At 37.8% G+C, this 24,257-nt stretch carries 23 protein-coding genes; 9 read left to right on the top strand and 14 right to left on the bottom strand.

Features of this window, described 5'->3' with window-relative positions; genetic code table 11:
• Positions 1-16: 16 nt before the first annotated feature.
• Positions 17-652, bottom strand: coding sequence for a GntR family transcriptional regulator (locus tag ACEVFT_RS10095; protein ID WP_205442183.1), 636 nt, complete (start codon positions 650-652; stop codon positions 17-19).
• Positions 653-921: 269 nt separating this feature from the next.
• Between ACEVFT_RS10095 and ACEVFT_RS10090 the strand changes: the two genes are divergently transcribed.
• The 4 genes from ACEVFT_RS10090 to ACEVFT_RS10075 are packed head-to-tail and all read left to right on the top strand — an operon-like array spanning position 922 to position 4,443.
• Positions 922-1,653, top strand: a complete 732-nt coding sequence (locus ACEVFT_RS10090; RefSeq protein WP_205442184.1) for a GTP cyclohydrolase II — start codon at positions 922-924, stop codon at positions 1,651-1,653.
• A 15-nt stretch (positions 1,654-1,668) separates the two neighbouring features.
• Positions 1,669-2,781, top strand: coding sequence for a bifunctional diaminohydroxyphosphoribosylaminopyrimidine deaminase/5-amino-6-(5-phosphoribosylamino)uracil reductase RibD (ribD, locus tag ACEVFT_RS10085; RefSeq protein WP_393949538.1), 1,113 nt, complete (start codon positions 1,669-1,671; stop codon positions 2,779-2,781).
• A complete protein-coding gene (locus tag ACEVFT_RS10080; RefSeq protein ID WP_393949536.1) occupies positions 2,778-3,863 on the top strand; it encodes an FAD-dependent oxidoreductase in 1,086 nt (361 codons plus the stop codon). Before ribD ends, ACEVFT_RS10080 begins: the two co-directional genes overlap by 4 nt.
• A 16-nt stretch (positions 3,864-3,879) precedes the next feature.
• Positions 3,880-4,443 (top strand): 5' nucleotidase, NT5C type, encoded by a 564-nt coding sequence (locus tag ACEVFT_RS10075; RefSeq protein WP_205442187.1) that lies wholly within the window; start codon positions 3,880-3,882, stop codon positions 4,441-4,443.
• Positions 4,444-4,486: 43 nt separating this feature from the next.
• Here the strand turns inward: ACEVFT_RS10075 and solA are convergent, their stop codons facing one another.
• From solA to ACEVFT_RS10055, 4 genes are all read right to left on the bottom strand, one after another.
• Complete coding sequence (gene solA / locus ACEVFT_RS10070; protein ID WP_393949535.1) at positions 4,487-5,602, bottom strand: N-methyl-L-tryptophan oxidase; 1,116 nt, start codon at positions 5,600-5,602, stop codon at positions 4,487-4,489.
• A gap of 128 nt (positions 5,603-5,730) precedes the next feature.
• Positions 5,731-7,080: a uracil-xanthine permease family protein gene (locus ACEVFT_RS10065; RefSeq protein ID WP_393949532.1), complete on the bottom strand. Its 1,350-nt coding sequence runs from the start codon at positions 7,078-7,080 to the stop codon at positions 5,731-5,733.
• A gap of 51 nt (positions 7,081-7,131) precedes the next feature.
• Positions 7,132-8,499, bottom strand: a complete 1,368-nt coding sequence (gene guaD / locus ACEVFT_RS10060; RefSeq protein ID WP_205442190.1) for a guanine deaminase — start codon at positions 8,497-8,499, stop codon at positions 7,132-7,134.
• 194 nt (positions 8,500-8,693) lie between these two features.
• The gene (locus tag ACEVFT_RS10055; RefSeq protein WP_393949530.1) at positions 8,694-9,584 is read right to left on the bottom strand and encodes a LysR family transcriptional regulator; all 891 of its coding nucleotides are present in this window, start codon (positions 9,582-9,584) and stop codon (positions 8,694-8,696) included.
• Between the two features lie 116 nt (positions 9,585-9,700).
• Between ACEVFT_RS10055 and ACEVFT_RS10050 the strand changes: the two genes are divergently transcribed.
• From ACEVFT_RS10050 to ACEVFT_RS10040, 3 genes are all read left to right on the top strand, one after another.
• Positions 9,701-10,885 (top strand): YbfB/YjiJ family MFS transporter, encoded by a 1,185-nt coding sequence (locus tag ACEVFT_RS10050; protein WP_342534160.1) that lies wholly within the window; start codon positions 9,701-9,703, stop codon positions 10,883-10,885.
• Between the two features lie 185 nt (positions 10,886-11,070).
• A complete protein-coding gene (locus ACEVFT_RS10045; RefSeq protein ID WP_205442194.1) occupies positions 11,071-11,811 on the top strand; it encodes a class I SAM-dependent methyltransferase in 741 nt (246 codons plus the stop codon).
• Positions 11,812-11,825: 14 nt separating this feature from the next.
• Positions 11,826-12,341, top strand: a complete 516-nt coding sequence (locus tag ACEVFT_RS10040; protein ID WP_205442195.1) for a DUF6886 family protein — start codon at positions 11,826-11,828, stop codon at positions 12,339-12,341.
• Positions 12,342-12,838: 497 nt separating this feature from the next.
• Here the strand turns inward: ACEVFT_RS10040 and ACEVFT_RS10035 are convergent, their stop codons facing one another.
• The 6 genes from ACEVFT_RS10035 to ACEVFT_RS10010 all read right to left on the bottom strand — a co-directional run bounded on the left by ACEVFT_RS10035 (position 12,839) and on the right by ACEVFT_RS10010 (position 18,165).
• Entirely contained in the window at positions 12,839-13,639 is an 801-nt protein-coding gene (locus tag ACEVFT_RS10035) for an ABC transporter ATP-binding protein (RefSeq protein WP_205442196.1), read from the bottom strand.
• The gene (locus ACEVFT_RS10030; RefSeq protein ID WP_205442198.1) at positions 13,639-14,670 is read right to left on the bottom strand and encodes a FecCD family ABC transporter permease; all 1,032 of its coding nucleotides are present in this window, start codon (positions 14,668-14,670) and stop codon (positions 13,639-13,641) included. The genes ACEVFT_RS10035 and ACEVFT_RS10030 overlap by 1 nt, the downstream gene beginning before the upstream one ends.
• Positions 14,667-15,701, bottom strand: a complete 1,035-nt coding sequence (locus tag ACEVFT_RS10025) for a FecCD family ABC transporter permease (protein ID WP_393949527.1) — start codon at positions 15,699-15,701, stop codon at positions 14,667-14,669. Before ACEVFT_RS10025 ends, ACEVFT_RS10030 begins: the two co-directional genes overlap by 4 nt.
• A 1-nt stretch (position 15,702) precedes the next feature.
• Positions 15,703-16,764: an iron-siderophore ABC transporter substrate-binding protein gene (locus ACEVFT_RS10020; protein WP_205442200.1), complete on the bottom strand. Its 1,062-nt coding sequence runs from the start codon at positions 16,762-16,764 to the stop codon at positions 15,703-15,705.
• 350 nt (positions 16,765-17,114) lie between these two features.
• Positions 17,115-17,600: an NUDIX hydrolase gene (locus ACEVFT_RS10015; protein WP_393949524.1), complete on the bottom strand. Its 486-nt coding sequence runs from the start codon at positions 17,598-17,600 to the stop codon at positions 17,115-17,117.
• A 19-nt stretch (positions 17,601-17,619) separates the two neighbouring features.
• The gene (locus ACEVFT_RS10010; RefSeq protein ID WP_205442203.1) at positions 17,620-18,165 is read right to left on the bottom strand and encodes a GrpB family protein; all 546 of its coding nucleotides are present in this window, start codon (positions 18,163-18,165) and stop codon (positions 17,620-17,622) included.
• An 85-nt stretch (positions 18,166-18,250) separates the two neighbouring features.
• On the opposite strand from ACEVFT_RS10010, the gene ACEVFT_RS10005 reads away from it, so the two are divergent.
• Entirely contained in the window at positions 18,251-18,703 is a 453-nt protein-coding gene (locus ACEVFT_RS10005; RefSeq protein WP_393949522.1) for a 2-thiouracil desulfurase family protein, read from the top strand.
• Between the two features lie 36 nt (positions 18,704-18,739).
• Here ACEVFT_RS10005 and ACEVFT_RS10000 read toward each other — a convergent pair whose 3' ends face one another.
• Positions 18,740-21,124, bottom strand: coding sequence for an ABC transporter permease (locus ACEVFT_RS10000; protein WP_393949520.1), 2,385 nt, complete (start codon positions 21,122-21,124; stop codon positions 18,740-18,742).
• A 3-nt stretch (positions 21,125-21,127) separates the two neighbouring features.
• The gene (locus tag ACEVFT_RS09995; RefSeq protein WP_393949518.1) at positions 21,128-21,886 is read right to left on the bottom strand and encodes an ABC transporter ATP-binding protein; all 759 of its coding nucleotides are present in this window, start codon (positions 21,884-21,886) and stop codon (positions 21,128-21,130) included.
• Positions 21,887-21,990: 104 nt separating this feature from the next.
• Here ACEVFT_RS09995 and ACEVFT_RS09990 point away from each other — a divergent pair, with 104 nt between their 5' ends.
• Positions 21,991-22,806: a DUF4184 family protein gene (locus ACEVFT_RS09990; RefSeq protein WP_393949516.1), complete on the top strand. Its 816-nt coding sequence runs from the start codon at positions 21,991-21,993 to the stop codon at positions 22,804-22,806.
• Between the two features lie 13 nt (positions 22,807-22,819).
• Here ACEVFT_RS09990 and ACEVFT_RS09985 read toward each other — a convergent pair whose 3' ends face one another.
• A complete protein-coding gene (locus ACEVFT_RS09985; protein WP_393949514.1) occupies positions 22,820-24,244 on the bottom strand; it encodes a sensor histidine kinase in 1,425 nt (474 codons plus the stop codon).
• Positions 24,245-24,257 lie beyond the last annotated feature (13 nt).

The raw sequence follows: 24,257 nt of genomic DNA, 5'->3' as shown, positions 1-24,257 counted from the left end.
AGCGCTTAAACGGATTTTAATTTGGGTATAAAAAGCTTTGAACTCTGGCGAAACTTTCATCATTTCCAACAAAATAAATAATGTCACCTTCTTCAAATGAGACATAAGGACCAGGTGATAGTAATAATTCATTGCCACGTCTAATACCAACGATGGTACTAGAAGTATTTTGCCAAAAATTTAAAGCTTGTACAGTTTGATGAATGCATGGACTATCAGCTGTCATTTCTAATTGATAGGGAATGAAAGGATTGACTGATCGATAATGCTCTGTGCGACTAATTAGTTGCTTTGCCTTGTCTTGCAAATTAATCAATTCTTGATGTTGCTTTTGAATACTTGTCAAAAGCTCATTTTGTATTTCATGAATCGATTGGACATCATGAAACTGTCTGACGAATTGAGCCGCTTTTTCATACGATTTTATAATTACGCCGCTACCTTTAGAGGCTTCAACAATTTCTAAGTCTTGCAAAACGGCAATAGCTCTTCTTGCAGTCTCAGCTGAAACATTATATTGACTGGCAAGAGAGGATCTTGCATATATTTTATCGCCAATGCTGTATTTTCTTTCGACAATCTTGGAGGCGAGGTCGATGGCTATTTGTTGATATTTTGGTTGCTTTAGTTGAACAGTTTTTTCTAAGTTCATGTTAAACTTCCTTTCGTCATTACAGTACCACAGCTTATTATAGACTAGCCTGCACAGAAAAAATAGCATCTCCATAAGCTAGTAGTATATGATGAAAAAGTAATAATAAAATTTCCGTCTCTAACAATTATAATGAAAGAATAATAGCTGTTGTTTGACACTTTTTAGTTATTATTATAAACTAAGTTACGTTATGTAAGTGATGTGAAAATACATGTGCTCAGTTGGTGAATTTAGCCAACTGTTTCTATAGAAGGTTGGAGATTAATATGACAATTACGACTAAAGTGATGGACTTAGTGAAAGATAAAATGACAATAGTAAAGCATACGAACACAGAAAATATTTGCCTAGTTGGTCCAGTGAATTTGCCTGTAAAACAAGGTGATTTTTCTGCAACTTTTCAATGGTATAACTGGCTTAAAATCGATGCAAATTTAACAAAAGAAGAAATCATTGATGGATTAGCTGCTGCCAATTTAGCCTTTTTGCAACAATCTTCTGTGCTTGTATATGGTGATTTTACCCACTCAGAAGATGCTTTAATCCGAATGCATAGTATTTGTCACACAGGTGACATTTTTGGCAGTCAGCGCTGTGATTGTGGTTACCAGTTGCATGAGTCCATGAAAATGATTGTAGAGCATGGCTGTGGTGCCATATTTTATTTAGCTGATCATGAAGGTCGTGGTATTGGACTATTCTCTAAATCTCTTGCCTATTTATTGCAAGAGGAAGGGTTAGATACAGTTGAAGCAAACCATGCACTTGGCTTCCCAGACGATACACGTTCTTATGAAGAAGCACTTGCGGTGTTAGCTACGTTACGTACCAAACCAGTAACCCTGATTACAAATAATCCGAAGAAATTGGCTGCATTACAGGCTCGCGGCATGGCTGCGGAAGGGCATGTTCCTTTATGGGGCGGTTTGACAGAGACGAATCGTTTTTATTTAGAAACGAAAGTTGAAAAATCTGGACATTTACGCGAAAAGCAATAGGTGGAGGTTGCGATGATGATGAATGTAGATGAAAAGTATATGCAACTGGCACTAGATTTAGCAGCTAGTGCAAAAGGAAATACGAACCCTAATCCACTTGTTGGGGCTGTAATCGTGAAGAACGGCGTGATTGTAGGAACAGGTTTACACAGAAAAGCAGGAGAGCCACATGCTGAAGTGCATGCTTTTCGAATGGCTGGAGAGCATGCACAGGGTGCTACATTATATGTAACGCTAGAGCCTTGTTCACATTATGGTAAGACACCACCTTGTGCGAATCTAGTGAAGGAATCTGGTGTCAGTCGAGTGGTAGTTGCTATGCAAGATCCAAACCCAACTGTAGCAGGTCGTGGTATTCAATTGCTGCAAGAAGCGGGGATAGTGGTAGAAGTAGGTGTTTTAGAGCAACAAGCGCGCCGTTTAAATGAACGTTTTATTCACAATATGCTTACAAAACGCCCATTTGTTATTTCGAAATTTGCCATGACTTTAGATGGGAAAATTGCCACGCATACAGGGCATTCAAAATGGGTAACAGGTGAGGCAGCACGTGAAGATGTTCACCATATTCGCCATGAAGTAGATGGAATTTTAGTTGGTGTGGGTACAGTGATAGCTGACAATCCCTCTTTAACAACAAGATTAAAAGAAGGATACGGAAAAAATCCAACACGTATTATTATCGATAGTTCTCTACGTACACCTGACCATGCAAATGTGTTAAATACGGAGGATGCACCAACGATTCTGGTTTGTTGTGACGACGTAAGCCAAGAAAAGATTCATTTATTTACAGAAAAAGGTGTTACAGTGTTAACTGTTCGAAAAAATGAATATGGGCTTCAGATTGATGAGATGCTTGAAAAGCTTTATGCACACGGCATAACGGATATTTTGCTAGAAGGCGGAAGTAAAATGAACGCTTCCTTTTTACAGCAAGGTGCAATCGATAAATATGTGGTATATATAGCGCCTAAAGTTCTAGGAGGGAATCTATCGTTAACACCGTTTGCTGGCTATAATCCCTCTCTCATGCATGAGGCATGGGATGTTGAATTTGCTTCATTTGATAAAATAGGCGAGGATTTGCGTATTATTGCTTATCCAAAGCAAGGTGAAGAAAAGTGAACTATCAAGCAGATATCTGTATAGTAGGGGCAGGTCCAGCAGGTGCACTGTTAGCCTACCTACTTGCTAAAAAAGGGCTGTCAGTAATCCTACTAGAGCAAAATGCAGCACTTGGTCAGGCATTTCGTGGCGAGCATTTAAATGAGGAAGGTGAGGCTGTTTTAAAAAGTCACCATCTTTTTGAAGCAGTCGAGGCACTTGGCATCTTACGAATGGAAAAGCTTGAGTATTATGCTGGTGGCAGACCATTTAAAACGATTCTTCCAGATAAAGCAATAGGACATTTAGGCATTCATGTACCTCAGGCCAATTTATTAAAAGGAATTTTACAAAAAGCACAACCGTTCCCTAACTTTACATGCTTGCTACATACAAAGGTAACAAAGCTGATTGTGGATGCTTCAGGTCACTATAGAGGCGTTTTGGCGACAAAAAACGGAGACCCTATAAAGATCGATAGCCAGTTAATTATTGGTGCTGATGGTCGTTATTCTACCATTCGTAAGGAAGCACATATTGATGTTCAGAAACAGAAGCATGGCTTTGATTTATTGTGGGCTAAAATTCCTGCACCCACTGATTGGGAGCCATCTATAAAAATGGCACTCATCGATGATAAGCAGCTGTCATTGTTTACGCAAGTTGGTGGTTATATTCAAATAGGCTGGAATATCGAACAAGGTAGTTTCCCTCAGCTCCGAAAACAAGCATTTACACCCTTTATCCAGCAGCTTGTGGAGGCATTTCCAGAATTAGCGGAGCCAGTACAGGCACAGATAACGTCCTGGCAAGATTTTGTTTTGCTTGATGTCTTTAGTAGCCATTGTAATAGTTGGGGAACAAAGGGCCTTGTCTTGTTAGGGGATGCCGTTCACACAATGACACCAACCGGCGCTTTTGGGCTGAATAGTGCACTGAAAGATGCAGATTGTCTTGCATCATTGCTAAATAAAGACACGCTAGCACATTTTAACGTAGAAGATTTTCAACAAATGCGTGAGCAAGCCATTGAGGAAGTATTAGCAAAACAAATTGAAAAAGAGCAGACATTTGCTTCAAACTTTATAAACAAGGCTTCTTGAAAGGACGAACAACTAGATGAAGTTTGGCTTTGATATAGATGACACATTAATTGATTTACGAGCACATGCCTTTTCACTCTATAATAAAAAGCTTGGTAAAAATGTTTCCTTTGAAACCTTTCAAGCGATACAGCGAGTGGAAATTCATGAACCATTTGGATTAACAGACGAGGAAGGTTCAGCCATGTGGAATAGCGTATTAGAAGAGATCTATTTTACGGACTGCCCATCTTTTGAAGGGGCATTAAAAACGCTCCAAACTTTAGCAGAGCAAGGACATGACATTTACTATATTACATCTCGCCCAAAACAATACTGTGCACAAACAAAAGCGTGGATGGAAGCACAGGGCTTTCCAATAACAGACGGTCATTTTTTCTGTGGCATGCAAGATGCAGAAAAAGTAGCCATTATAAAAGAGCTTGCTTTAGATATTTATGTAGATGATAAACCAGCAGTACTTGAAACGCTTCATGATGTGAAAACTAAGGTGATCTTAAAAAATCAATCCTATAACCAGCATGTGAATCTTCCGCGTTTATTTGATTGGCAAGCGTTTCAAACCATGTTTCAAAATTAAAGGATTGGTGCAACGACTAACCGTTGTACCAATCCTTTTTTTGCTAAAATCGACTAAGCTTAAAGGTAGATAAATCTTGTTTACTTTTGCCTTCTACAACTAATTCCGCAAGGGCTTCCCCAACAGCACTACTAAATTTAAAGCCATGACCAGAAAAGCCTGCAGCAATGACAATATTCTGATGTTCAGGTAAAAAATCAATAATGAAATCTTCATCTGGTGTCATCGAATACTTACATGTTTTTCCGTATTTAAGCGTTCCATGCTGAGGCATAAACTGATCAATGAAATTTTGTAAATCAACTGTATCAGACGCATCAAATGGACGTAGAGGGTCGTTCGGATTGACCACATCACCGCCATCGTGTCGTCCAAGCTTTAACCCAGCTCCATCAATGCTTGGAAAACCGTAGTAGGACGAGTCTGCAAATTCAAAGCAATAGGCTGGGAAAACTTCATCACGATATAGCTGCTCATCCGCCTCAAACCATGCAAAGGTTTTGCGCGTTGGTGTGACGGGTATGCTCACGTCTACTGTTTGTAGTAACTCTGTTGCCCATGCACCCGCCGTTACTATTAAGTGTTTTGCTTTATAGCTATTATGTACTGTTTGAACCTGTACAATATCACCAGCTTGGATAGCCAATACTTTTTCATTTGTCTTTAAGCTTGCACCAGCCTCTAAGGCTAATTTTTTATATGCTCGAATACATGCTTCAACACGAAGGACGCCTGCAGTCGGCTCAAAGCAAGCAACTAAATTTGCTGGCAAGAATAGCCCTGGCCATTTGTTCATCGCCTCAGCAGCTGAATAGTGTTCGAGTGCTAAATCATAGAGTGCAGCACTAGCCTTCACATTTCGAATAAAGGCACATGTTGGTTCGCCAATATTGACCACACCGGTTTGTAAAAATAAGCTTTCATTTACTAATGACTCTAGCTCATGCCAAAGCTCACCAGCTCTTTTTACAAAAGGTACATAGCTAGCCCCTTCACCATAAGCAAAGCGAATGATTCTTGTATCTCCATGATGACTACCTTCTTCATGCGGGGGAGTAAAGGCATCTAGCATAAGAACTTTTTTACCTTCCTTTGCTAAATAATAACCAGCCGCCATCCCCATGGAGCCAGCACCAACTATTATGACATCATAGTCCATTCTAATCCCTACTTTTTTACTCTAGTATAACAGATTAATAGAAAAGGAAACAGAAATTTTAGAAAATAAATAGGCACAACACCTGTAAATCCAAATGGACTAGAGGTGCTGTGCGTTGTAGATACCTGCTATTTTGAGTTTGGTAGAATTTTATTAAGGAAAATCGCTACTAGCGCTGCCGTTGCGATAGGCGACCCAAATAAATATTGAACGGTTGTAGGTAATGAATATAGGAAATCATCAGGCAATAATGTCAAAGCTAACGTTAAAATAACAGGAATCGCAATGACATACATTTCCTTTTCGCCAATATGTTCATTTTTCATGACCTGCAAACCACTAATGGCAATTATACCGCAGACGATCACAAATACACCGCCAATAACAGCCGAAGGAATCGCTGAAATGAGTGCCGCTAATTTTCCAGAGAAGCCGAAGACGATAAACCAAATACCTGCTGCTATAAATACTCGACGGCTCGCAATCCCTGTAATTGAGATAACACCTGCATTTGTTGAGTAACCAGTAACAGGAGTGGAACCAAGTAAAGAAGCAATAAAGCAGCCAATACCTTCGCCAATAACACCACGATTAATTTGCTTATTTGTTAATGGTTGGTCGATAACATTGCTAATGGCAAACCATGTTCCTGTTGTTTCTGCCATTAAGACAATATAAATAATGACCATTGTGATAATGGCAGAAATATTAAAACTAAAGCTAAAATCTGCAAATGGAATTTGTGGCATACTAAACCAGTTTGCTTGCGATACAGGAGATAAATCTAAAACACCCATGATATTGGCTGCAATACTACCAGCAATTAAGGCAATGATGACAGAAGCAATTCGGAATAGACGTCCTTTTTGATGGAAGACTGTGCCTAACATAACACAAATAATTAACACAAATGCTGAAATCAGCGCTAAATAGATGTTTTGATTAATGGATGCTCCTGCTCCATTAAAAATATTATCACTTAAACCGACAGGCATTAAGGACAGTCCAACCACAAAGATAATCGTTCCACCCACAATTGGTGGAATAAATGTTTGGACAATTTTATTGAAGATGCCTGTATAGCCTAAAATAATAACTAAAATGGCACCAATTAAACTAGCACCGAGCACAGTACTCCAACCTAAATCACCACTACCACTTGCTGCATAGATTCCAACAATGGCACCAAGTGGAACATAGGATGGACCTTGTGCCATCGGTAATTTCATACAAAAATGTGTTTGCACAATCGTCGCAATCCCAGCTGCAATAAAGGTTGATTGAATGAGTGCGCTTGCTTGACCAGTTTGTAAACCGATTAGCATGGCAATTAAAAATGGTACGACGTAAACATCCATAGCCATAACATGCTGTAAACCGAGTAGAGCGGATTGACCGAACGAGATTTTTTCATCTGGTAATACGGTTAATTGTGTTGGTCTTGATTGATTAGTTAGTTTTCTATGTTGTGTTTCCACGAAGTTGTACACCTCAAAATGATAGATTTTTATTAGAAAATAAGAGAATGATTAGTCTCTCGTATGAACTTTACTTCCTTGCACCCATACCTCACGGATATTTTCTGGGCGTACAAGATACATGATTTTTTGGAAGATATCGAGTAAATCTTCATTTTGATCAAAAATCGGAAGCTTAGCAGTAGGGATTTTTGTATCGATAATTTGTACATCCCATGTATAGTTTTCCTGTAAACGCCCAATTGGAAGACTTAAGCTTTCTCCACCACCAGCTGTCGCGAGATAGAAGGCCTCATTAATCGTAATGCGTGAATTTGGCACACCACGGTTTTCGGCGGTAATGGTTGTATCTACACCATCCTCTAACATTCTCGATGACATAACAGCCTGTCTTGCATTATCAAAAAGACTTGGAGAAAATCCACCTGAAACATCTGAGCCTAATCCAATATCAACCCCCATAGCATGGAAGCGGGCGATTGGAATCACACTGTTAGCAAAATAGGCATTAGAGATTGGACAATGACCAATGGCAGTGCCAGTTTCAGCAAATAATCGGGCATCCTCATCACTTAAGAAATTACAATGAGCCATGACAGATTTATCACCTAACAAACCAAAGTCATGCAAGGCAACTGCATCATTTTTCTGGAATCGTTCTTTGACGTAGCCGTGTTCCCAGTCACTTTCACTACAGTGAGATTGAATATGTGTATCGTATTTCGCAGCCAATTCACCTAAGCCCTTTAAGGCACCGTCAGTACAGCTTGGAATAAAGCGAGGCGTGACAACAGGATAAACACCCTGTTTAGCTGTTTTGGCTAAATCTTTTACAGCTAAAATAAATTCCTCCGTATCCTCTAATGCAGTTTTTGTGTTTTCATCTCGATAAAAATCAGGATTTTGCTCAGGATCATCCATGACTACTTTTCCGACTAATCCTCGCTGTCCCTTTTCAGCACAGATTTTCGCTAAAAGTACACTTGCCTCCTTATGAACCGTCGCAAAATATAATGATGTAGTTGTACCATTGGCAAGTAGTGTGCTTACTAAATCCTCATAAACCTCTTGAGCAAATGCTAAATCGGAAAATTTTGATTCGATAGGGAAAGTATATGTGTTTAACCAATCGTATAGAGGAATGTCTAAAGCTGTCCCAGATTGTGCCCATTGAGGTGCATGTACATGCAAATCGACAAATCCTGGTAGGAAATATTGCCCTTCAGCTAATGCATGGAAGTTATTTTGATCTTGATATGTAGTGAATAGTTGTTGGTAATCCGCGTGTTCAGGAGCGACTGTTTTAACAATCATGCCGTCAGCATTAATGAAAAATAAATAATCTTTTAAAATGTGAACGTCAGTAGCAGATTTACTAGTAAAAGCTGTCCCTTTGAAAATATGCGTATATTCAGTCATAAAAACCACCTTAATGTTCGTTTATTGATAATAACACGGATTATTATAGGCTATACAAACTATTAAGTCTATAAAAAAACGAATATTGGTACTGCGACTAAAGAAAAAAATACACCTTTGCAACTACATTTTTACAGCTTTGACAAGCGTTGATAGATAACAAAAGAAGGCACCTAACTGAGAGTGCCTTCTTTCTACATGATCGAATCATTGATGATGTGAAGAAAATTATTAAAGGATGCGGAGTGATGCAATTCATTTTTTCTTGTACAAAGGTAGATAGGGCGTTGAATATCAATGTCTTTAATAAAAACGCGGGCAACTTGTTGCTGTTGAATAAAGCTAGAGGCTGCTATGGATGGAGCTAGCATCGTACCAAAACCTGCTGCAATGGCATGAATCGATTCATTAATCCCATCTAGTTGTAGCCCTACTTTCGGTGGAGGGATTTTATGTACTTTACATAAAGCATTTAAATATTCTTTTGTGGAACTCCCATCCTCCCTTGTGACAAAGGGCTGCTGCATAAGTTCTGCAAGGGAAATCGTTTGACCAGCTAGACGATGGTTGTACGGTACAATAAACCAATAATCTAAATTCATAAGAAATTGATAATTAATATCAGCATGGTGCCCATCCTCTTTGACGATAAAGGCCAAATCAGCTTTATAATGGAGTAAATCCTCAATAACTTGCTGAGAATTAGCGGTTTTTAAATGAATATGTGTCGCTGGATAAACTTGTTTAAAATGAGCTAACCATTTGGGCAATAAAAAATGGGAGGGAACATGTGTTGAGGCAATTTGCAATTCTTCATTGCCCGTATTTTTAAGTTGTTCAATTTTACTTTCAATATCAGTTTCTAAATCAAATAAGCGCTGTGCCTGTTTGTATAAAAAAGCACCATTTTGAGTTAGCGAAATGCCTCTACCTTTGGCTTCTAGCAGAGTCAAACCCAGCTCTTTTTCTAAATTTCGAATTTGGATGGTTACTGCAGGCTGACTAATCATAAGCGTCTGTGCTGCTTTGGAAACACTATTGAGTTCAGCCACCTTTGTAAATAACCGCAGAGCATGTAAATTCATGTCGTTACACCTTTCATAAATTTTTTTTATGATTTTATATACATTATATATTAGATTTATTAATTTGCGCTCTGTATCCTTTTAATTACAGTAGAATATATGAGAGGGGGATCATCATGAATCGACAACACATAGGGATTGTCTTTGGAGGAATTTTATTATTGGTTGTTGCAATGGGGATTAGTCGATTTGCATTCACACCGATTCTACCCTTTATGCGTCGTGATGTAGGTTTTTCATTAGAAGTGGCTGGATTTTTAGCTTCAAGCAATTATATTGGTTATTTCATTGGTGCATTATGGGCAGGATTCATTTATCGTCAACGTAAGAATGTTTTATTGGCAAGTGTTGTTATCAATGTCCTATCCGTTGTATTAATGGGCTTGATAGAAGTATATAGTGTCTGGCTAGTTCTGCGTTTAATTGCAGGCATTACAGGGGGTATTATTTTTGTTTTAACGTCTAGTATTATTATGGATTACTTGGCGAAACATTCATTATCACGCTGGTCTGGCTATGTATTTAGTGGTATAGGCTTGGGAATTGCTATTTCAGGTTTATGTGTACCTGCTTTAGAAATAAGATTTGCTTGGCAGGGTACATGGTTAGGATTAGGGATTTTATCAGCGATTTTTTTATTTATTACCTATTATTTATGGAGAAGTTTAGCGGTGCAGGATATCACAAAAGTTACAAAAACGCTTGATACAAAAATGACAAAGGGTTTTATGCCATGGCTGATTTTATCCTATGGCTTAGAGGGGTTAGGCTATATTATTACAGGGACTTTTTTAGTCGATATTATTCATAATATCCCTTCTCTTCAAGCTTACTCCTCCTATAGCTGGGTCATTGTGGGGTTAGCGGCTATTCCATCAGCTCCTGTTTGGACAATCTTATTAGAGAAGTTTTCAGCTATAAAAATTTTGTTTGTGGCATACATACTTCAAGTGGTAGGCATCCTGTTACCTGTTTTTGCACAAACCGTATGGAGTGTGTTGTTAGCGTCATTTTTATTTGGTCTAACCTTTGTAGGGATTGTCACGCTAACTACTTCCTATGCACGACAGCTTTTCCCGACACAAAGCGGATTCGTTGTATCCTTATTAACAACCTTTTATGCTTTTGGACAAATTATCGGACCGATCGTCGCAGGAAAGCTGGTTGAAGTTTATAGTAGCTATAAAGCAGCACTTGTATTTGCTGGTGTCATTGTGTTTCTTGCATTGCTCGTTATGGTAATTGGTAGATGGCTCACTTTAAAAAAAGAAGCTGTTGCAGAACATACAATTTCTATATAACGCATAAAAGCCAGAAATCCTATTTGGATTTCTGGCTTTATCATTTACTTAAAGAAGCCGTGCCTCTATCTACATGATATTAAAAAATATAATAAAAGTCTATATATTTTTTTCTTTATATGGAAAAATAGACAAGTGCACAAAGGACGTAACGTTACGATTCTACTTTGAAATGAGGACTATATATGAACACAGAACAAGCTATTCAACGCTGGAATCAATATGCGGAAAGGTATACAGCTAACTACGATGAGCAGGGTGACATTCATCGTGTAGTACTGTTAAATCCCACTATCTTTTCTTTGCTGGAAGAGGTAGGCGGAAAGCATGTATTAGATGCAGGATGTGGAGAAGGCTATTTAAGTAGATTACTAGCGAAGAAAGGGGCAAGCGTGACGGCTGTTGATTTTTCTCAAAAAATGCTGGAGATTGCTTTGGAAAGAACACAACAGCAGAATGCTATTCAATTTTTACACGGGAACTGTGAAAATTTATCATTTTTAGCAAATGAACAATTTGATGGTATTGTTTCGAATATGGTTTTCCAAGATTTAGAGGATTATCAGGCTGCGATACGTGAGATGTATCGACTATTAAAACCGAATAGCATTTTTATCTTTTCGATTCTGCATCCGTGTTTTGTGACACCAAATAGTGGATGGATGAGACATGAGCAGCTAGATCAACAGTATTGGAAAGTCCAGCGTTATTTTTATGAGGGTGCCTATCAACAACTAAATGCTGAACCACCCATAATTTTATACCATCGAACATTAACAAGCTATGTGCAGGCCATTATTCAAACTGGCTTTACCATTGAAAATATTGTAGAGCCAAAGCCATCCCAAGACATGCTAGAGAAGTATCCGCAATTTGAGGAAGATTTGCATTGTGCAGATTTTCTAGTATTTAAACTAAGAAAATGAAGGAGAGTGAATCCATGCGTTTATTTCATGTCAGTGAAGATCCTACAATAACGGTTTTTCATCCTCGTTTACCTGAACGACCTGATTTAGATGCCACCAAAGGGCTTGTTTGGGCAATCAACGAAAGATGCTTGCCAAACTATTTAACACCGAGAGATTGTCCTCGTGTTTGTTTTCATGCAGGGATACAAACAACAGAACAGGATAGAAGGCATTATCTAGCGCAAGCCTCTCATGTAGTGGTCATTGAAAACAAATGGTTTGAAATATTGAAGAATACGAGACTTTACCTATATGAGTTTGATAGTAATGGCTTCACATTACAGGATGATAATGCAGGCTATTATACAAGTGAATTAACACAAATACCCATTAATGTCTCTGAAGTCAACGATATAGCTAAAGCATTATGGGATCGGAATGTTGAATTACGTATAGTAAATAGCTTGTGGGAAATCCATGATGAAATCCAGCATACAAGCTTAAATTGGTCGATGTGCAGAATGCGTTTTGCACAGGCTAGAGGATAAAGAACAAGCCTCGTCATGCTACTGTTGCATGGACGAGGCTTGTTTGTCTATTAGAAAAAGATATACAGCTAACTGCGATAAGCAGGGTGATATTCATCGTGTAATACTGTTAAACCCCACCATCATCTCTTTGTTGAAAGGGAGATCGATACGGCTATATCATGTAAGTGAAGATTATATTCAAACAAATTTTCAATCTCGTCTTCCAGTAAGACAAAATTAGATCTTTCTAAAGGGATTATGTGCATCGTTCATAGTGGTGTTCACTACTGCTAGTATGAAAAAGGAAAAGACACTTTTGCACATGGTTGATTGGAGTGGAGCCACCGTCACTCCTAGAGGATTTAGCGTCACAGATGAGAGCATACAGCGAACACAGTGAGTGAAGCGGCTCATCGGACGCCTTCTAGAAGGGACGCTGGCGGAACGTAAATCAACCCCTTGCTTTGCCAAAAGGTCTTTTTCTGCTAGTGACATGAACAACATTCCCTTTTTAGCTAGACTGCATGATAACGACCAACAGGAACGATTAAAGGTGTTTTTGAAACAGGGTCTTCAATGACCATGCTATCTAAATCGAATGTTTCTTTAATTAACTCGCTTGTCACAATTGTTTTTGGAGAACCTTCTGCAAGTAAATGACCATTTTTTAATGCAAATAAGTAGTCTGCATAACGGGCAGAAAGGTTAATATCATGCAATACCATGACAATGGTTGTACCATATTTTTTATTTAAATCTGTTAGTAAATCTAAAATTTCAACTTGATATGTAATATCTAAAAAAGTTGTGGGCTCATCTAAAAATAAAATATCAGTTTGTTGTGCTAATGCCATAGCAATCCATACACGTTGACGCTGACCACCTGATAGTTCATCAATATTGCGGTCAGCAAATTCTGTAATGTTCATCATTTCAAGTGCTTCTGCAACTGCCTCATAATCTTGTTTGGACCATCCTTTAAACAATGTTTGGTGAGGAAATCGACCTCGTCCGACTAAATCAGCAACTGTAATTCCTTCAGGAACGATAGGGGATTGAGGTAAAAGCCCTAACACACGAGCTAATTGCTTTGGTGGCATTTGATGAATTGATTTGCCATCTAGCATGACGTGACCACCAGTTGGCTTAATGAGACGTGCCATTGTTTTTAATAAAGTAGATTTTCCGCAACCATTCGCACCAATAATAATGCTAATTTTGTTACTTGGAATAGCAATGCTGACATTTTCTAAAATCGTTTTCTGCTCGTAACCAGATGTTATATGCTCAGCTTGAAGCGTATGTGTTGGTTTCATCATATATCTCCCTTTCGATTGATTCGAATTAACAAGTAAATTAAGTAAGGTGCACCAATGATTCCTGTAATAACACCTACTGGATATCTAGCTGTAAATGCGAATTGCCCAATTAAATCAGCAGCCAATACTAAAATAACACCAATTAGACCAGCTGGAAATATATTTGAAAACCCGACACCAACTAACTTTTTGGCAATTGGTCCAGCAAGGAATGCAACAAAGGCAATCGGTCCTGTAGTTGCTGTAGCAAGTGCAATGATTAATACAGAACTAATCATTAAAATGATTCGTGTTTTGTTTGTGTCTACACCTAGAGAGGTGGATGTTTGTTCACCAAGCTCAAGCATTTCTAAATGTTTCCCGTAAAATAAAAGTACAGGTGTAAAAACAATGACAATGATTATTAATGGAAATAACGTCTCCATTTTTGCACCATTCAAACTCCCACTTAACCATCTCATGGCGCTTGGAATATCATGTGTGTTGCCAATCAGCATTAAATAAGAGATGAATGCATTGAGCATGGCTTGAATACCAATCCCGATTAAAATTAATCTGCCAATTGAAAAAGAAGAGCCTCTTGATAAAGCATAAATAATTAGTACAGTAGCTAAACCACCAATAACTGAAGCAATAGATACAACGATATTACTTGCTTGTAGGACAATAATACAAAATACAGCAGCAGCACTTGAACCAGCTGTAATACCGATAACATTTGGATTTGCTAAAGGATTGCGCAACATAGTTTGGAAAATATAACCACCAACACCGAATGCAAAGCCAGCAAATGTACCAGCTAGCATGCGTGGTAATCGAATTGTACCTACTGCGAAAGAAGCACCTTGTACTTGTTGGCCTAAGAGAACACGGACAACATCCTCGACAGGATAAATCGTGTTACCAAGCATTAGCATTGTGCCACAAAGTATGATGGAAATAAGAGTTAGTACAGAAGTTATTATGACAAAACGTCTTTTTCTTTGTTTTCTACCTTCCATTATGGATATCAATGTTTCATTCATCATAACGCACGCATTTTCGCTTTCATCGTAATTAAAATCAAGATAGGGGCACCTATAAAGGCTGTTAAAATACCCACCTCTAACTCACCAGGACTGCCGAGAAGTCGACCACATACATCTGAAAACGTTAAAATAATAGCTCCTGTTAAGGCAGACATAGGCAGGATAAAACGTATATCAGGTCCAATAAGAAGGCGGACAACATGGGTTGCTAATAAACCGATAAAGCCAATCGGTCCTGCTAAAGCTGTAGCAGCCCCACATAAAAGGACACCACCAAGTGCTGCAGACATCCGTAGTGTACCAGTACGAACACCTAAACCAGTTGCCACTTCATCCCCAAGTGCTAAAGCATTTAGTGCTGGGGCAGTGAAGAGGGCAATCAAGATACCAACAACTAAAAATGGAATAAATAGCTGTATAGCATCCCAGCTCCCGGCACCTACACTACCAACTAGCCAAAATCGAAATTGATCCATTACATTTGTACGCGGAATCATCACCGCGACAACCAATGAAGATAAAATAGCACTAGTAGCAGCCCCTGCAAGTACAAGCTTTAAAGGTGTAGCGCCACTTGCACCCATAGAACCTATTCCAAATACAAAAATAGCAGTGATAATTGCCCCCGCTATTGCTAACCAGATATATTGATTTGCTGAACTAATGTTTAAAAAAGCAATACCACAAACGACAAAAAGGGATGCCCCTGTGTTTACCCCTAAAATACTTGGATCTGCAATTGGATTACGTGTTACTGCTTGCATGAGTGCCCCAGAAACACCTAATGCCGCACCACACAGTAAACTAAAAATTGTTCGAACGATTCGTTTTCGAATAACAACGGCTTCATGTGACTCGACATCAGGATGGAACAAGCCATCCATCAGTCCAGTCCAGCCAATTGTACGAGAACCGAATAGTAACGAAGCAATTACGCATATCGCAAGAAAAATGATGAGAAAGAGCATAACTTTTCCAAAATGTTTAGGGATAAATAACTGCTTCTGTTCGGTAGCTTGTATCTTATTCATATTACTTAATATTTTTTGCTACGTCTGAGATTAATGATAAATACTCATCAATTGTATAGGCAATTGATAGTGGGCTAGGGGTACCAGCAGCTGCAAGTGGCGTGTTATCACCAATAACAACAACATGCCCATTTTGAATAGCAGGTACTTTCCCTAAAATTGGATCAGCTTGTAAGGCTGGTAAAGTTGTATCATCTCCATAAGCAATAAAGATTTCTACATCAGATAAAGCATCAGCATTTTCAGCGCTTAATTCAAGATAGAAGCTGCTATCATCAGTAATTTGCTTGTTAAGGCTTTCAGGATATTCCATACCTAATTCGTTTAAGAATTCACCACGTGGGTCTGCAGGTGTATAAATATAGAATTTTGATAAGTCCGTTGCAGTGAACATAGCGAATGCAGCTTTTTTACCTTTAATTTCAGGATGTTCACTTACTTTATCTTGGATTAATTTTTCAGTGTCTTTGATTAATTGTTGACCTTCAGCTTCCATACCCATACCTTGCGTGTTTAATGTAACTTGGTCACGCCAAGAAGTTACCCAAGGAATTTCTTTATACGCAACAACAGGTCCGATTTGGCTTAAAGTATCGTACTCTTCTTGCGTAATACCTGAGTATGCAGCAAGAATGACATCCGGGTTAGAGTCTGCAATGGCTTCGAAGTCTAGACCGTCTGTATCTTGATAGATATTCGGATTTTCTTCACCAAGCTCTTTTAATTTTTCAGCAGTCCAAGGAAGCATACCACTACCATCTTGAACACCATAGTTAGCAGCAGAGAAACCTACTGGAACTACACCAAGTGCTAGTGCTACGTCATGGTTAGACCAAGCAATTGTTGCTACACGCTCAGGCTTTTTTTCAATAACCGTTTCACCAAAAGCATGTTTAATTGTAATTGGATATTGCTGTCCATCAGTAGTTTCTGATGTATTATCTTTTGTTTGTTCTTCTTTTTTAGCAGTGTCTTTATTAGATGAATCAGAGCATGCTGCTAAAGCTAAAACCATAAATGATAAAAGCATTACGACGAACATAGAATTTTTCATTTTTGACATTTTCCCAACCTCACTTTATTTTTAAAAAAACGATAATGATAATCTTTATCACTTAGACAAAAATATTACTAATTTCAATAAAAGTCAACAAAATTTTAAAAAAAATTGCCGTTTTTTAGCTTTTTGATCGTAATTCAATATTAAATATGAAGACAGAGCTAGAAAAAAGCGAGAATGCTCCTCAGGTCATGGTTATCAAAACAAATCAAGTTAGGTATTTAGTCATGGAAACTTCCATCCATATTTTCACATATAGCGCCTTGAATTGGTCGAACTGGCAAAGCACAGCCAAGACACTAAAAAACAAGCCTCGTCTATGCAATCACAGCATGACGAGGCTTGTTTGTCTACTAGATAGTAGATGTTTGTTCAATTGGTGTAGAAGAGACATGAACTAATTTCTTGTCTTGATATGTAAAGATAAATTCATAGTTAGTTGTTTCATTGAGCATTGTAGGTAAATAATATTTTAAATCCGCAATACCTACATTTTCAGGGTGAAAAATCCAATCTAGCTTCTTCCAATCAAGAATGCCTTCTGCTACCTTTATGGGAGTAACATATGTAAAAGATTCAGGTAGTTCTGCTATAAAGGCATACATACAACCATAGTTCACAACGCCATCTGTCCAGGTAATTTTACCTTTATAGGTGATATCCTCAACCGTAATACCTGTTTCTTCTTTGATTTCTCGAAGTGCACAAGCTAATGGCGTTTCACTCTGTTCAATTTTACCACCTACACCATTCCACGCGCCCATCCATTGTGGCTTATCTCTATTTAGTAAAAGGATATAATCACCCTTCTTCAGAAAACAAATTGTAAATTCAGCCAAGTTTGTTCCTCCTTTTTCTTTAGCCATCTGAATTGGCAGGAGACCAGCCAGTCTGCTGACTCCAATGATTTGCTTGTTTTAAAATTTCCCATATGATCGCTTCTTTAGAATCCGTATAAAGTTGACGATTATGTGTGTATTTCTTAGCTAATTCATACTTTATCTGCTCATAGCGCCGACAGTGTTCTGGATCACTGCGCAAAAAATCTCGAAATAATAAGGCTAACTGCTCTGCCCAACTCCCAGCCTGTCGAACATGAATATGTACTCGTTTATCTCCTGGAGCCTCTCGAAAATAGCGTTTAGACTTATCTGGATTTTCCGCTCGATAAATAAAACCGAGAGATTCTAATGGAACTTTAAATGCTGTCAATGGTGTAAACGATGCGACGGATATTTGTATATCAATCACTGGTTTCGCTGCTAACCCTGTTACAGCGGTTGAGCCAATATGATCAATTCTCAGCGCTATGTCTCCTAAGGCCTCACGCAATTGACAGCCTATGCTATGAAATTCCTTAGCCCATTCATCTGTATAAGGCAAAATCAAAATAGGATCGGACATTTTTTCACCCTCCCTTGGTCTACATAAAAATATTGTATCACGCATGTTATAGTGGAATAAAGATAGGAGAAGGAGTGAGAAAGCGATGATTCTAATAAGTGCTTGCTTAGCAGGTTTCAATGTTCGTTATAATGGCACCAACAGCCTAGATGAAAAAATACAAAAGCTTGTGTTAGAAAATAAAGCTGTCACGGTTTGCCCAGAGCTGATGGGAGGTTTTTCGACGCCCCGTGAGCCCGCTGAAATTGTAGGAGGCGATGGACAGGATGTACTTGATGGCAACGCAACAGTGGTTGAAAGTTCTGGACGAGATGTCACGGAGCTATATCTAAAGGGGGCCTATGTAACCTTACAAAAAGCGCTTGAGGTGGGAGCGACTCAGGTCGTCTTAAAGGAAAATAGTCCATCCTGTGGCAGTGCACAGATTTATAACGGTGAGTTTAACGGTACAAAACTAGTTGGAGAAGGGGTAACAACGGCATTGCTTCGAAGAAACAATATTGTCGTGTTATCGGAAGAAAATTTTTTAAATGATTAAAGAAGAGGCCCCTAAATTAGTAGGGGCCAAGTTTATTTATTCAACTATTAATATGCGAGGCGAAGTTTTAGCAATTACTTTGGTTGAAATCCAGCCGCCAAAACAAGCCGCTATCACACTTACAAAGCTAATGCCGATACTTGTTGGCCAGTTTATCACAAGCGGTAGTTCGAGTAAGCCATAATCTAAAATAATCGACTGAAGAGCAAGAGGAATTAATTTTATCCCGATAAAGATTCCTGCTATTGCGCCCATTATGGATAGAATTAAAATACCTATTGTAATCGACCATCTAATATTTGTAGAGGTCATTCCAATGGATTTATAAATGCCATACGTGCTACTTTCTTTTCTAACATTAATTCGCGATACACTAAAAATAATAATGCAGGTTACGATGATAAATAAAATACCAACGATTGAAAGGGGGATGACTAAAACTTCCACGACTTCTTTAAAGACTTCATCTAATGATACCTGTTGTGTGACAGCTGATAAAGAACTTTTAAAGTAAATATTTACATCCTCAACGAATGGAGTAGCGGCTGTTTCATCTAAAAGATTAATCATACTTACTTCTGAAGAAGAGTAGGTAGTGTTATAAACTTTAATAACATCTGCTGTAATCCTTGCTGAATTCGACATGTTTGCTATCGATTGATAGATTCCTGTCACAATAAGAAAATGGGGTTTCCCCTCAAGATAAACTTCGACAATATCGCCTATATTTTTATTTAAAGCCCGAGCGACACTGAACCCAATAGCTATTTCATTCTTACTGATTGGATTACGGCCAGACATTGTTTCATAGCCAGCGGCATCAAAACTACCCTCGATCACATTGACATTAATATTTAATGGAGGATAGCTGTCATTAGGAAGTACGCCTGTGAATTGATCAAGCCATGCATGATCTTTAACCCGTTTATCAGCCTTTAAAAAATCTTCAAAATGTCGTTTTGAGAAGGTTTCTTTATTAGAGACAGTTACTACTACATGTGAGGCATCATATCCCCATGAAGGAGATGTTTCTTTAATGGAAATAAAACTATTTAATATGACTACACTAAAGACTAGTATGGCAGACGTAATCGAAGTAAGTGCAATGACAAGGATAGAACTTTTTAAGTTTTTTGTGATACTTTTAAGTCCAATTTGAAGTTGAATCGATAAACTAGTTAAACGAAATAATCGATTCGAGCTGTTTCTACGTCGATTCATTTTACTATTTGCACTTTCTGACATCCCATATTTGATGGCTTGGACGGGCTCCACTTTTCGCGCCTTATTTGAGTAGAAATAGGCAGTGAGTAGCACAATGCCAAATAAGATGAGGGCAATCAACATGGTGAGGAAAGTATCTTGGTGAATAGTTAAATGTTTTCCTGCTTTCATATAGGATAAGGAGCTTTCTATAATTATTCTGGAAAGGAATTTACTAATGATGATGCCAGGAATAATCGCGACAGCAGACAACAATCCGAATTGTAATACGTAAGTGATACTTATCTCTCGAGAAGAAAGACCCAAAGATTTTATAACACCTATTGTTCTGTAATTCGTTAAAATGGCATCGGAAATGCTAAAACCAATAACAAATAAGGAAACCAAAAGCATAGCTATACCAAAGGCAATCATAATAAAGCCAATGAATTTGTTAATAATCAAATAAAAAGAAGCTATTTCTTCATATTCCATTTTAGATTCAAGGTAAGGCCCCTGTAGATATTTCTCGAAATCATCCCAATAATTGGAATTTCCCTGATAGTCATTAAAGCGTAATGCCATCATGTACTGATCTGAACCTGTCATGGTTGCTAAATGCTGTTGATAGTCAGTATTGTTCATCCAGATACGAGCATTTGTTGTAAAAGGGCCTCCGTATGGCATATCAACCACAATACCTGACACTGTTAAGTTAAACATTTTCTCACCTGTATGAAATTCAATTGCATCACCGAGCGAAATGGCAGCTCTTGATGCCAACGATGTGGGAATCCAAATCGTGCCCTCAGAAGGAGAGTGTTGCTTTTCACCCTCAGAAAATAGTAATTGATCAATCATAAACGGTGTATTTGGCGTATTCATCATAAATAAATAGATATTGGATATTTCTTTCCCATTGAAGGTAAATCTAGATAAATTTCTATAGGGTATGAGACTGGAGGTAGTCACGCCTGGTTGCTCCTGCCACCAATCGTTTACAGCGATCGGGTTATGAACATTGTTACCCATTGTTAAAATTTGATGGGCACCATTTGAATCATGATGGGCTTTTTCAAAAATATTATTTGTATTGGCCAGTATAGTGACAGAAGTAGCCAGTAAAAGCGTTGATAAAAAAATAAGGACAACCATCAGTCCATTTTGTATTTTCCGTTTTCTTATATAGGAAGAGCAAAGGGTTGCAATCGCGTACATTTTTTACTCCTTTCCAGCCACATACGAAAAGATAATGTGTTCCCGCTCTTGTATGTTGGTATGATCATATTTTTCAAAGTTTAAGATCCCATCTATTTTTCCATCCTGAATGATGATTAGGCGATTCGCACGACAAGCTGCCTTCATATCATGTGTAATCATGACAATGGATTGCCCATCTCTATTTAAATTCGTTAAGGTATCTAATACTGCTACACCTTGATCAAAATTTAAACTACCAGTAGGCTCATCTGCAAATAACACTTCAGGATTGTTGACCAACGCTCTAGCAATGGCAGCTCTTTGTTGCTGTCCACCTGATGTTTGAGAGGGTAATCGATTTCGTTGCGTTTCAAGTCCCATTAAACTTAGTAGTTGCTCAGCTTTTTGTATGACTTCCTTTTTATTTTTTTTAGCGATGTATCCAGGAAGAGCAATATTCTCTAGTAGCGTCATATCTGGAATGAGATTGCTACTTTGATAGATATAGCCAACCTTCTGTGAACGCAAGGTAGCTAACTTTCGTTCAGAAAAGGTATCAAGTTTTTCTCCCTGAAAATAAACCTCACCTGCTGTAAGGGCATCAAGCCCACTTAAAAGATAAAGAAGCGTTGATTTACCAGAACCAGAATTCCCCATAATAACGGTGAAATCCCCTTTATAAATGTCGACATTCATATTTTTAATGGCATGGAATTGTTCGCTACCAGTTGAATAGGTTTTACATAAATTTTGGGCTCGAATCAGTATCTCTTTTTCCATGATATGGCCTCCTCATGATTCATTTTCTTTAGTGTAATATGCAATTATTAGTACTTCCTTATGAAATTATTAATAAATTCTTACAGTCGGAGTAACCTTTTGGAATGGAAAACGTTGTAATAAGCGATTTGATAGATGAAATAAATAAGGAGGTTTTAGATATGCCATTAACATTTGCTCATCCAGCGGCGGTCTTACCTTTTTCTCGAAAAAGTAAGTATATTCATTTTTCTGCATTGGTTTTAGGAAGTATGGCTCCAGATTTTGAATATTTTTTAAGAGGTCGGCCAATAGGGGAAATCGGTCATACCTTTGCAGGGTTCTTCTTGTTAAACCTTCCACTCGTATTATTGGTCTACTTGATTTATCATCGCTTTATCCATCAGCCTCTCATGAGCCATTTACCTGAGTTTTTACAGGATACATATAGCCATCAAATGGCAGGAAATAAAGCATGGAAAGTAGTTGTTTTTGTCTACTCAGCATTACTGGGTATGCTAACACATGTCATATGGGATTCATTTACACATCAAAATGGATTCATGGTAAATAATTTCTATATTCTTGCTCAAACATTTACTTTATTAGGATTCCAAATACCTGTCTATAAGTTTCTACAACATGGGAGTACATTGTTTGGTATTCTACTTATCTTTGGATATTTGTATTATAGGGCATCTTTGATCAAACATAAAAAAACGACAGCTGTATTGTCTCGGGAAAAATTCATTTTTTGGAGTATACTGGTTGTTTTAACACTTGGATATGTATGTCTCTGGCAGCTTATCAATGGCATTCCAATAAGTAGTTATGGAATATGGGTTGTCCGTATGATCGATTCATTTTTTTGTAGTATACTTACACTTTCTTTCTTTTTAGCATATAAGAAAAGAACGATGAAAGATAAAAAGACTTCCTAGAATGGGAGTCTTTTTATGAGATAGGGAGTGTAAGTGTAAAGGTAGTGCCTTCGTTGTGCTTACTATGAAATGAAATGGAACCATGATGGGCTTCCATAATATGCTGACAAATGGATAGGCCAAGCCCTGCGCCTTCATTTTTAATAGCAGATTCTTTTTCAGGTTGATGACCTCTAAAGTAACGTTCAAAAATAAAAGGCATATCTTCTGGAAGCATCCCATTTCCAGTATCTATGACTTGGATATAGAGTGATTGATTTTCGATATAGGTAGTAATGGTGATGGTATCTCCATTAGAAGCTTGCTTTAGCGCATTGGTAACAAGGTTGGAAATAACCTGCTCTAATCGATCAGCATCTACTTGAATAAGGACATTAGGAATCATTGAGGGTCCTATAAAATGAATATTCGTTGTTCGGACATAATATTGAATCGGTTTCAGAATGTTTGTAAGAACGTCTTGGCTATATTGTTCTTTTAAATGGATAGGGATATGGCCAAGCTCCTTTAAAGTATGCATAAATAAATCATCAACTAGCCTCGACATTTTTTCTGTATTGGACTGCATGATTTGAATATAGACCATAAGCGATTCTTCATCTCGACAAATCCCCTCTGAAATAGCGTCTAAATAAGCTTTAATTGTCGTTAAGGGAGTTCTCACTTCATGAGATATATTAGATATGAGCTTTTTTTGATTTTGCTCTTGTTCATTTCGTTGGATTGCTAACTGTTTAATCTCTAATCGCATTTGGTCAAATACTGCATACAACTCACCAATCTCGTCTAATTTTGAGTGGATGGTAATTTGTTCGTAATTTCCTTTGACAATTTCCTCTGTGTTTTTCCTCAGCTCATATAAAGGCGTAAATATATCTTTATGTGCTTTACGTATCATATGTAGGGCTAGGTAAATGATCAAAAGGCTCAAGACGCCAATTATGACTAATAAAATTATGTAGCTGGAATTGGACTGTTTTAAAGGAAATAGAAGGTCTTTGTTCAGTGAAAAAATAGCATTTCCTATCTGTTCCTTGCTCTCTTCATTCATGATTGGAAAGGCTATTTTAATTTTTCCAGGCTCTTGTTGGGATGTAAATAAATCATAATGTATATCATGTTTAACATGTATAGTTGGTGAAAACCCATCCTTAATTGTAGTGAAAATTACTTTTCCATCTAGGTGAACCACTGTAATATCAATTTCCTGGTCATTACTCATTTGCTGAAGCGTGCTACGTATAGTTGAATCTAGTGCTAAATTTGCAAAATGGTCTTCTATGTACAATAATAGTTGATTTACTGATAGTCGAATTTGATTAATGACAAATTTATCTTGGGATTCTTCTTGAGAATTCTTTGTAGCAAAGAATAGTGAAAGGACAACAATAAACAATAGTACAACACAGATTAATAGAGTCCATAGCCACTTATTCATCCAATTTTTAAGG

Origin of the sequence: Lysinibacillus sp. PWR01, from assembly GCF_043359455.1 — a bacterium.
GTDB classification, from domain to species: Bacteria; Bacillota; Bacilli; order Bacillales_A; family Planococcaceae; genus Lysinibacillus; species Lysinibacillus fusiformis_F.
Note: the sequence above shows the minus strand (reverse complement) of the source record. Positions and strands in the feature narration are given on the sequence as shown.

Coding starts and splice junctions, on each gene's coding strand:
- ribD (WP_393949538.1), top strand. CDS start 1,669: ATGATGAATGTAGATGAAAAGTATATGCAACTGGCACTAGATTTAGCA.
- ACEVFT_RS10020 (WP_205442200.1), bottom strand. CDS start 16,764: ATGTCAAAAATGAAAAATTCTATGTTCGTCGTAATGCTTTTATCATTT.
- ACEVFT_RS10050 (WP_342534160.1), top strand. CDS start 9,701: ATGAATCGACAACACATAGGGATTGTCTTTGGAGGAATTTTATTATTG.
- ACEVFT_RS10045 (WP_205442194.1), top strand. CDS start 11,071: ATGAACACAGAACAAGCTATTCAACGCTGGAATCAATATGCGGAAAGG.
- ACEVFT_RS10025 (WP_393949527.1), bottom strand. CDS start 15,701: ATGAATAAGATACAAGCTACCGAACAGAAGCAGTTATTTATCCCTAAA.
- ACEVFT_RS10090 (WP_205442184.1), top strand. CDS start 922: ATGACAATTACGACTAAAGTGATGGACTTAGTGAAAGATAAAATGACA.
- ACEVFT_RS10040 (WP_205442195.1), top strand. CDS start 11,826: ATGCGTTTATTTCATGTCAGTGAAGATCCTACAATAACGGTTTTTCAT.
- ACEVFT_RS09990 (WP_393949516.1), top strand. CDS start 21,991: ATGGAAAACGTTGTAATAAGCGATTTGATAGATGAAATAAATAAGGAG.
- ACEVFT_RS10010 (WP_205442203.1), bottom strand. CDS start 18,165: ATGTCCGATCCTATTTTGATTTTGCCTTATACAGATGAATGGGCTAAG.
- ACEVFT_RS10030 (WP_205442198.1), bottom strand. CDS start 14,670: ATGATGAATGAAACATTGATATCCATAATGGAAGGTAGAAAACAAAGA.
- ACEVFT_RS10035 (WP_205442196.1), bottom strand. CDS start 13,639: ATGAAACCAACACATACGCTTCAAGCTGAGCATATAACATCTGGTTAC.
- ACEVFT_RS09985 (WP_393949514.1), bottom strand. CDS start 24,244: ATGAATAAGTGGCTATGGACTCTATTAATCTGTGTTGTACTATTGTTT.
- solA (WP_393949535.1), bottom strand. CDS start 5,602: ATGGACTATGATGTCATAATAGTTGGTGCTGGCTCCATGGGGATGGCG.
- ACEVFT_RS10005 (WP_393949522.1), top strand. CDS start 18,251: ATGATTCTAATAAGTGCTTGCTTAGCAGGTTTCAATGTTCGTTATAAT.
- ACEVFT_RS10095 (WP_205442183.1), bottom strand. CDS start 652: ATGAACTTAGAAAAAACTGTTCAACTAAAGCAACCAAAATATCAACAA.
- ACEVFT_RS09995 (WP_393949518.1), bottom strand. CDS start 21,886: ATGGAAAAAGAGATACTGATTCGAGCCCAAAATTTATGTAAAACCTAT.
- ACEVFT_RS10075 (WP_205442187.1), top strand. CDS start 3,880: ATGAAGTTTGGCTTTGATATAGATGACACATTAATTGATTTACGAGCA.
- ACEVFT_RS10055 (WP_393949530.1), bottom strand. CDS start 9,584: ATGAATTTACATGCTCTGCGGTTATTTACAAAGGTGGCTGAACTCAAT.
- guaD (WP_205442190.1), bottom strand. CDS start 8,499: ATGACTGAATATACGCATATTTTCAAAGGGACAGCTTTTACTAGTAAA.
- ACEVFT_RS10000 (WP_393949520.1), bottom strand. CDS start 21,124: ATGTACGCGATTGCAACCCTTTGCTCTTCCTATATAAGAAAACGGAAA.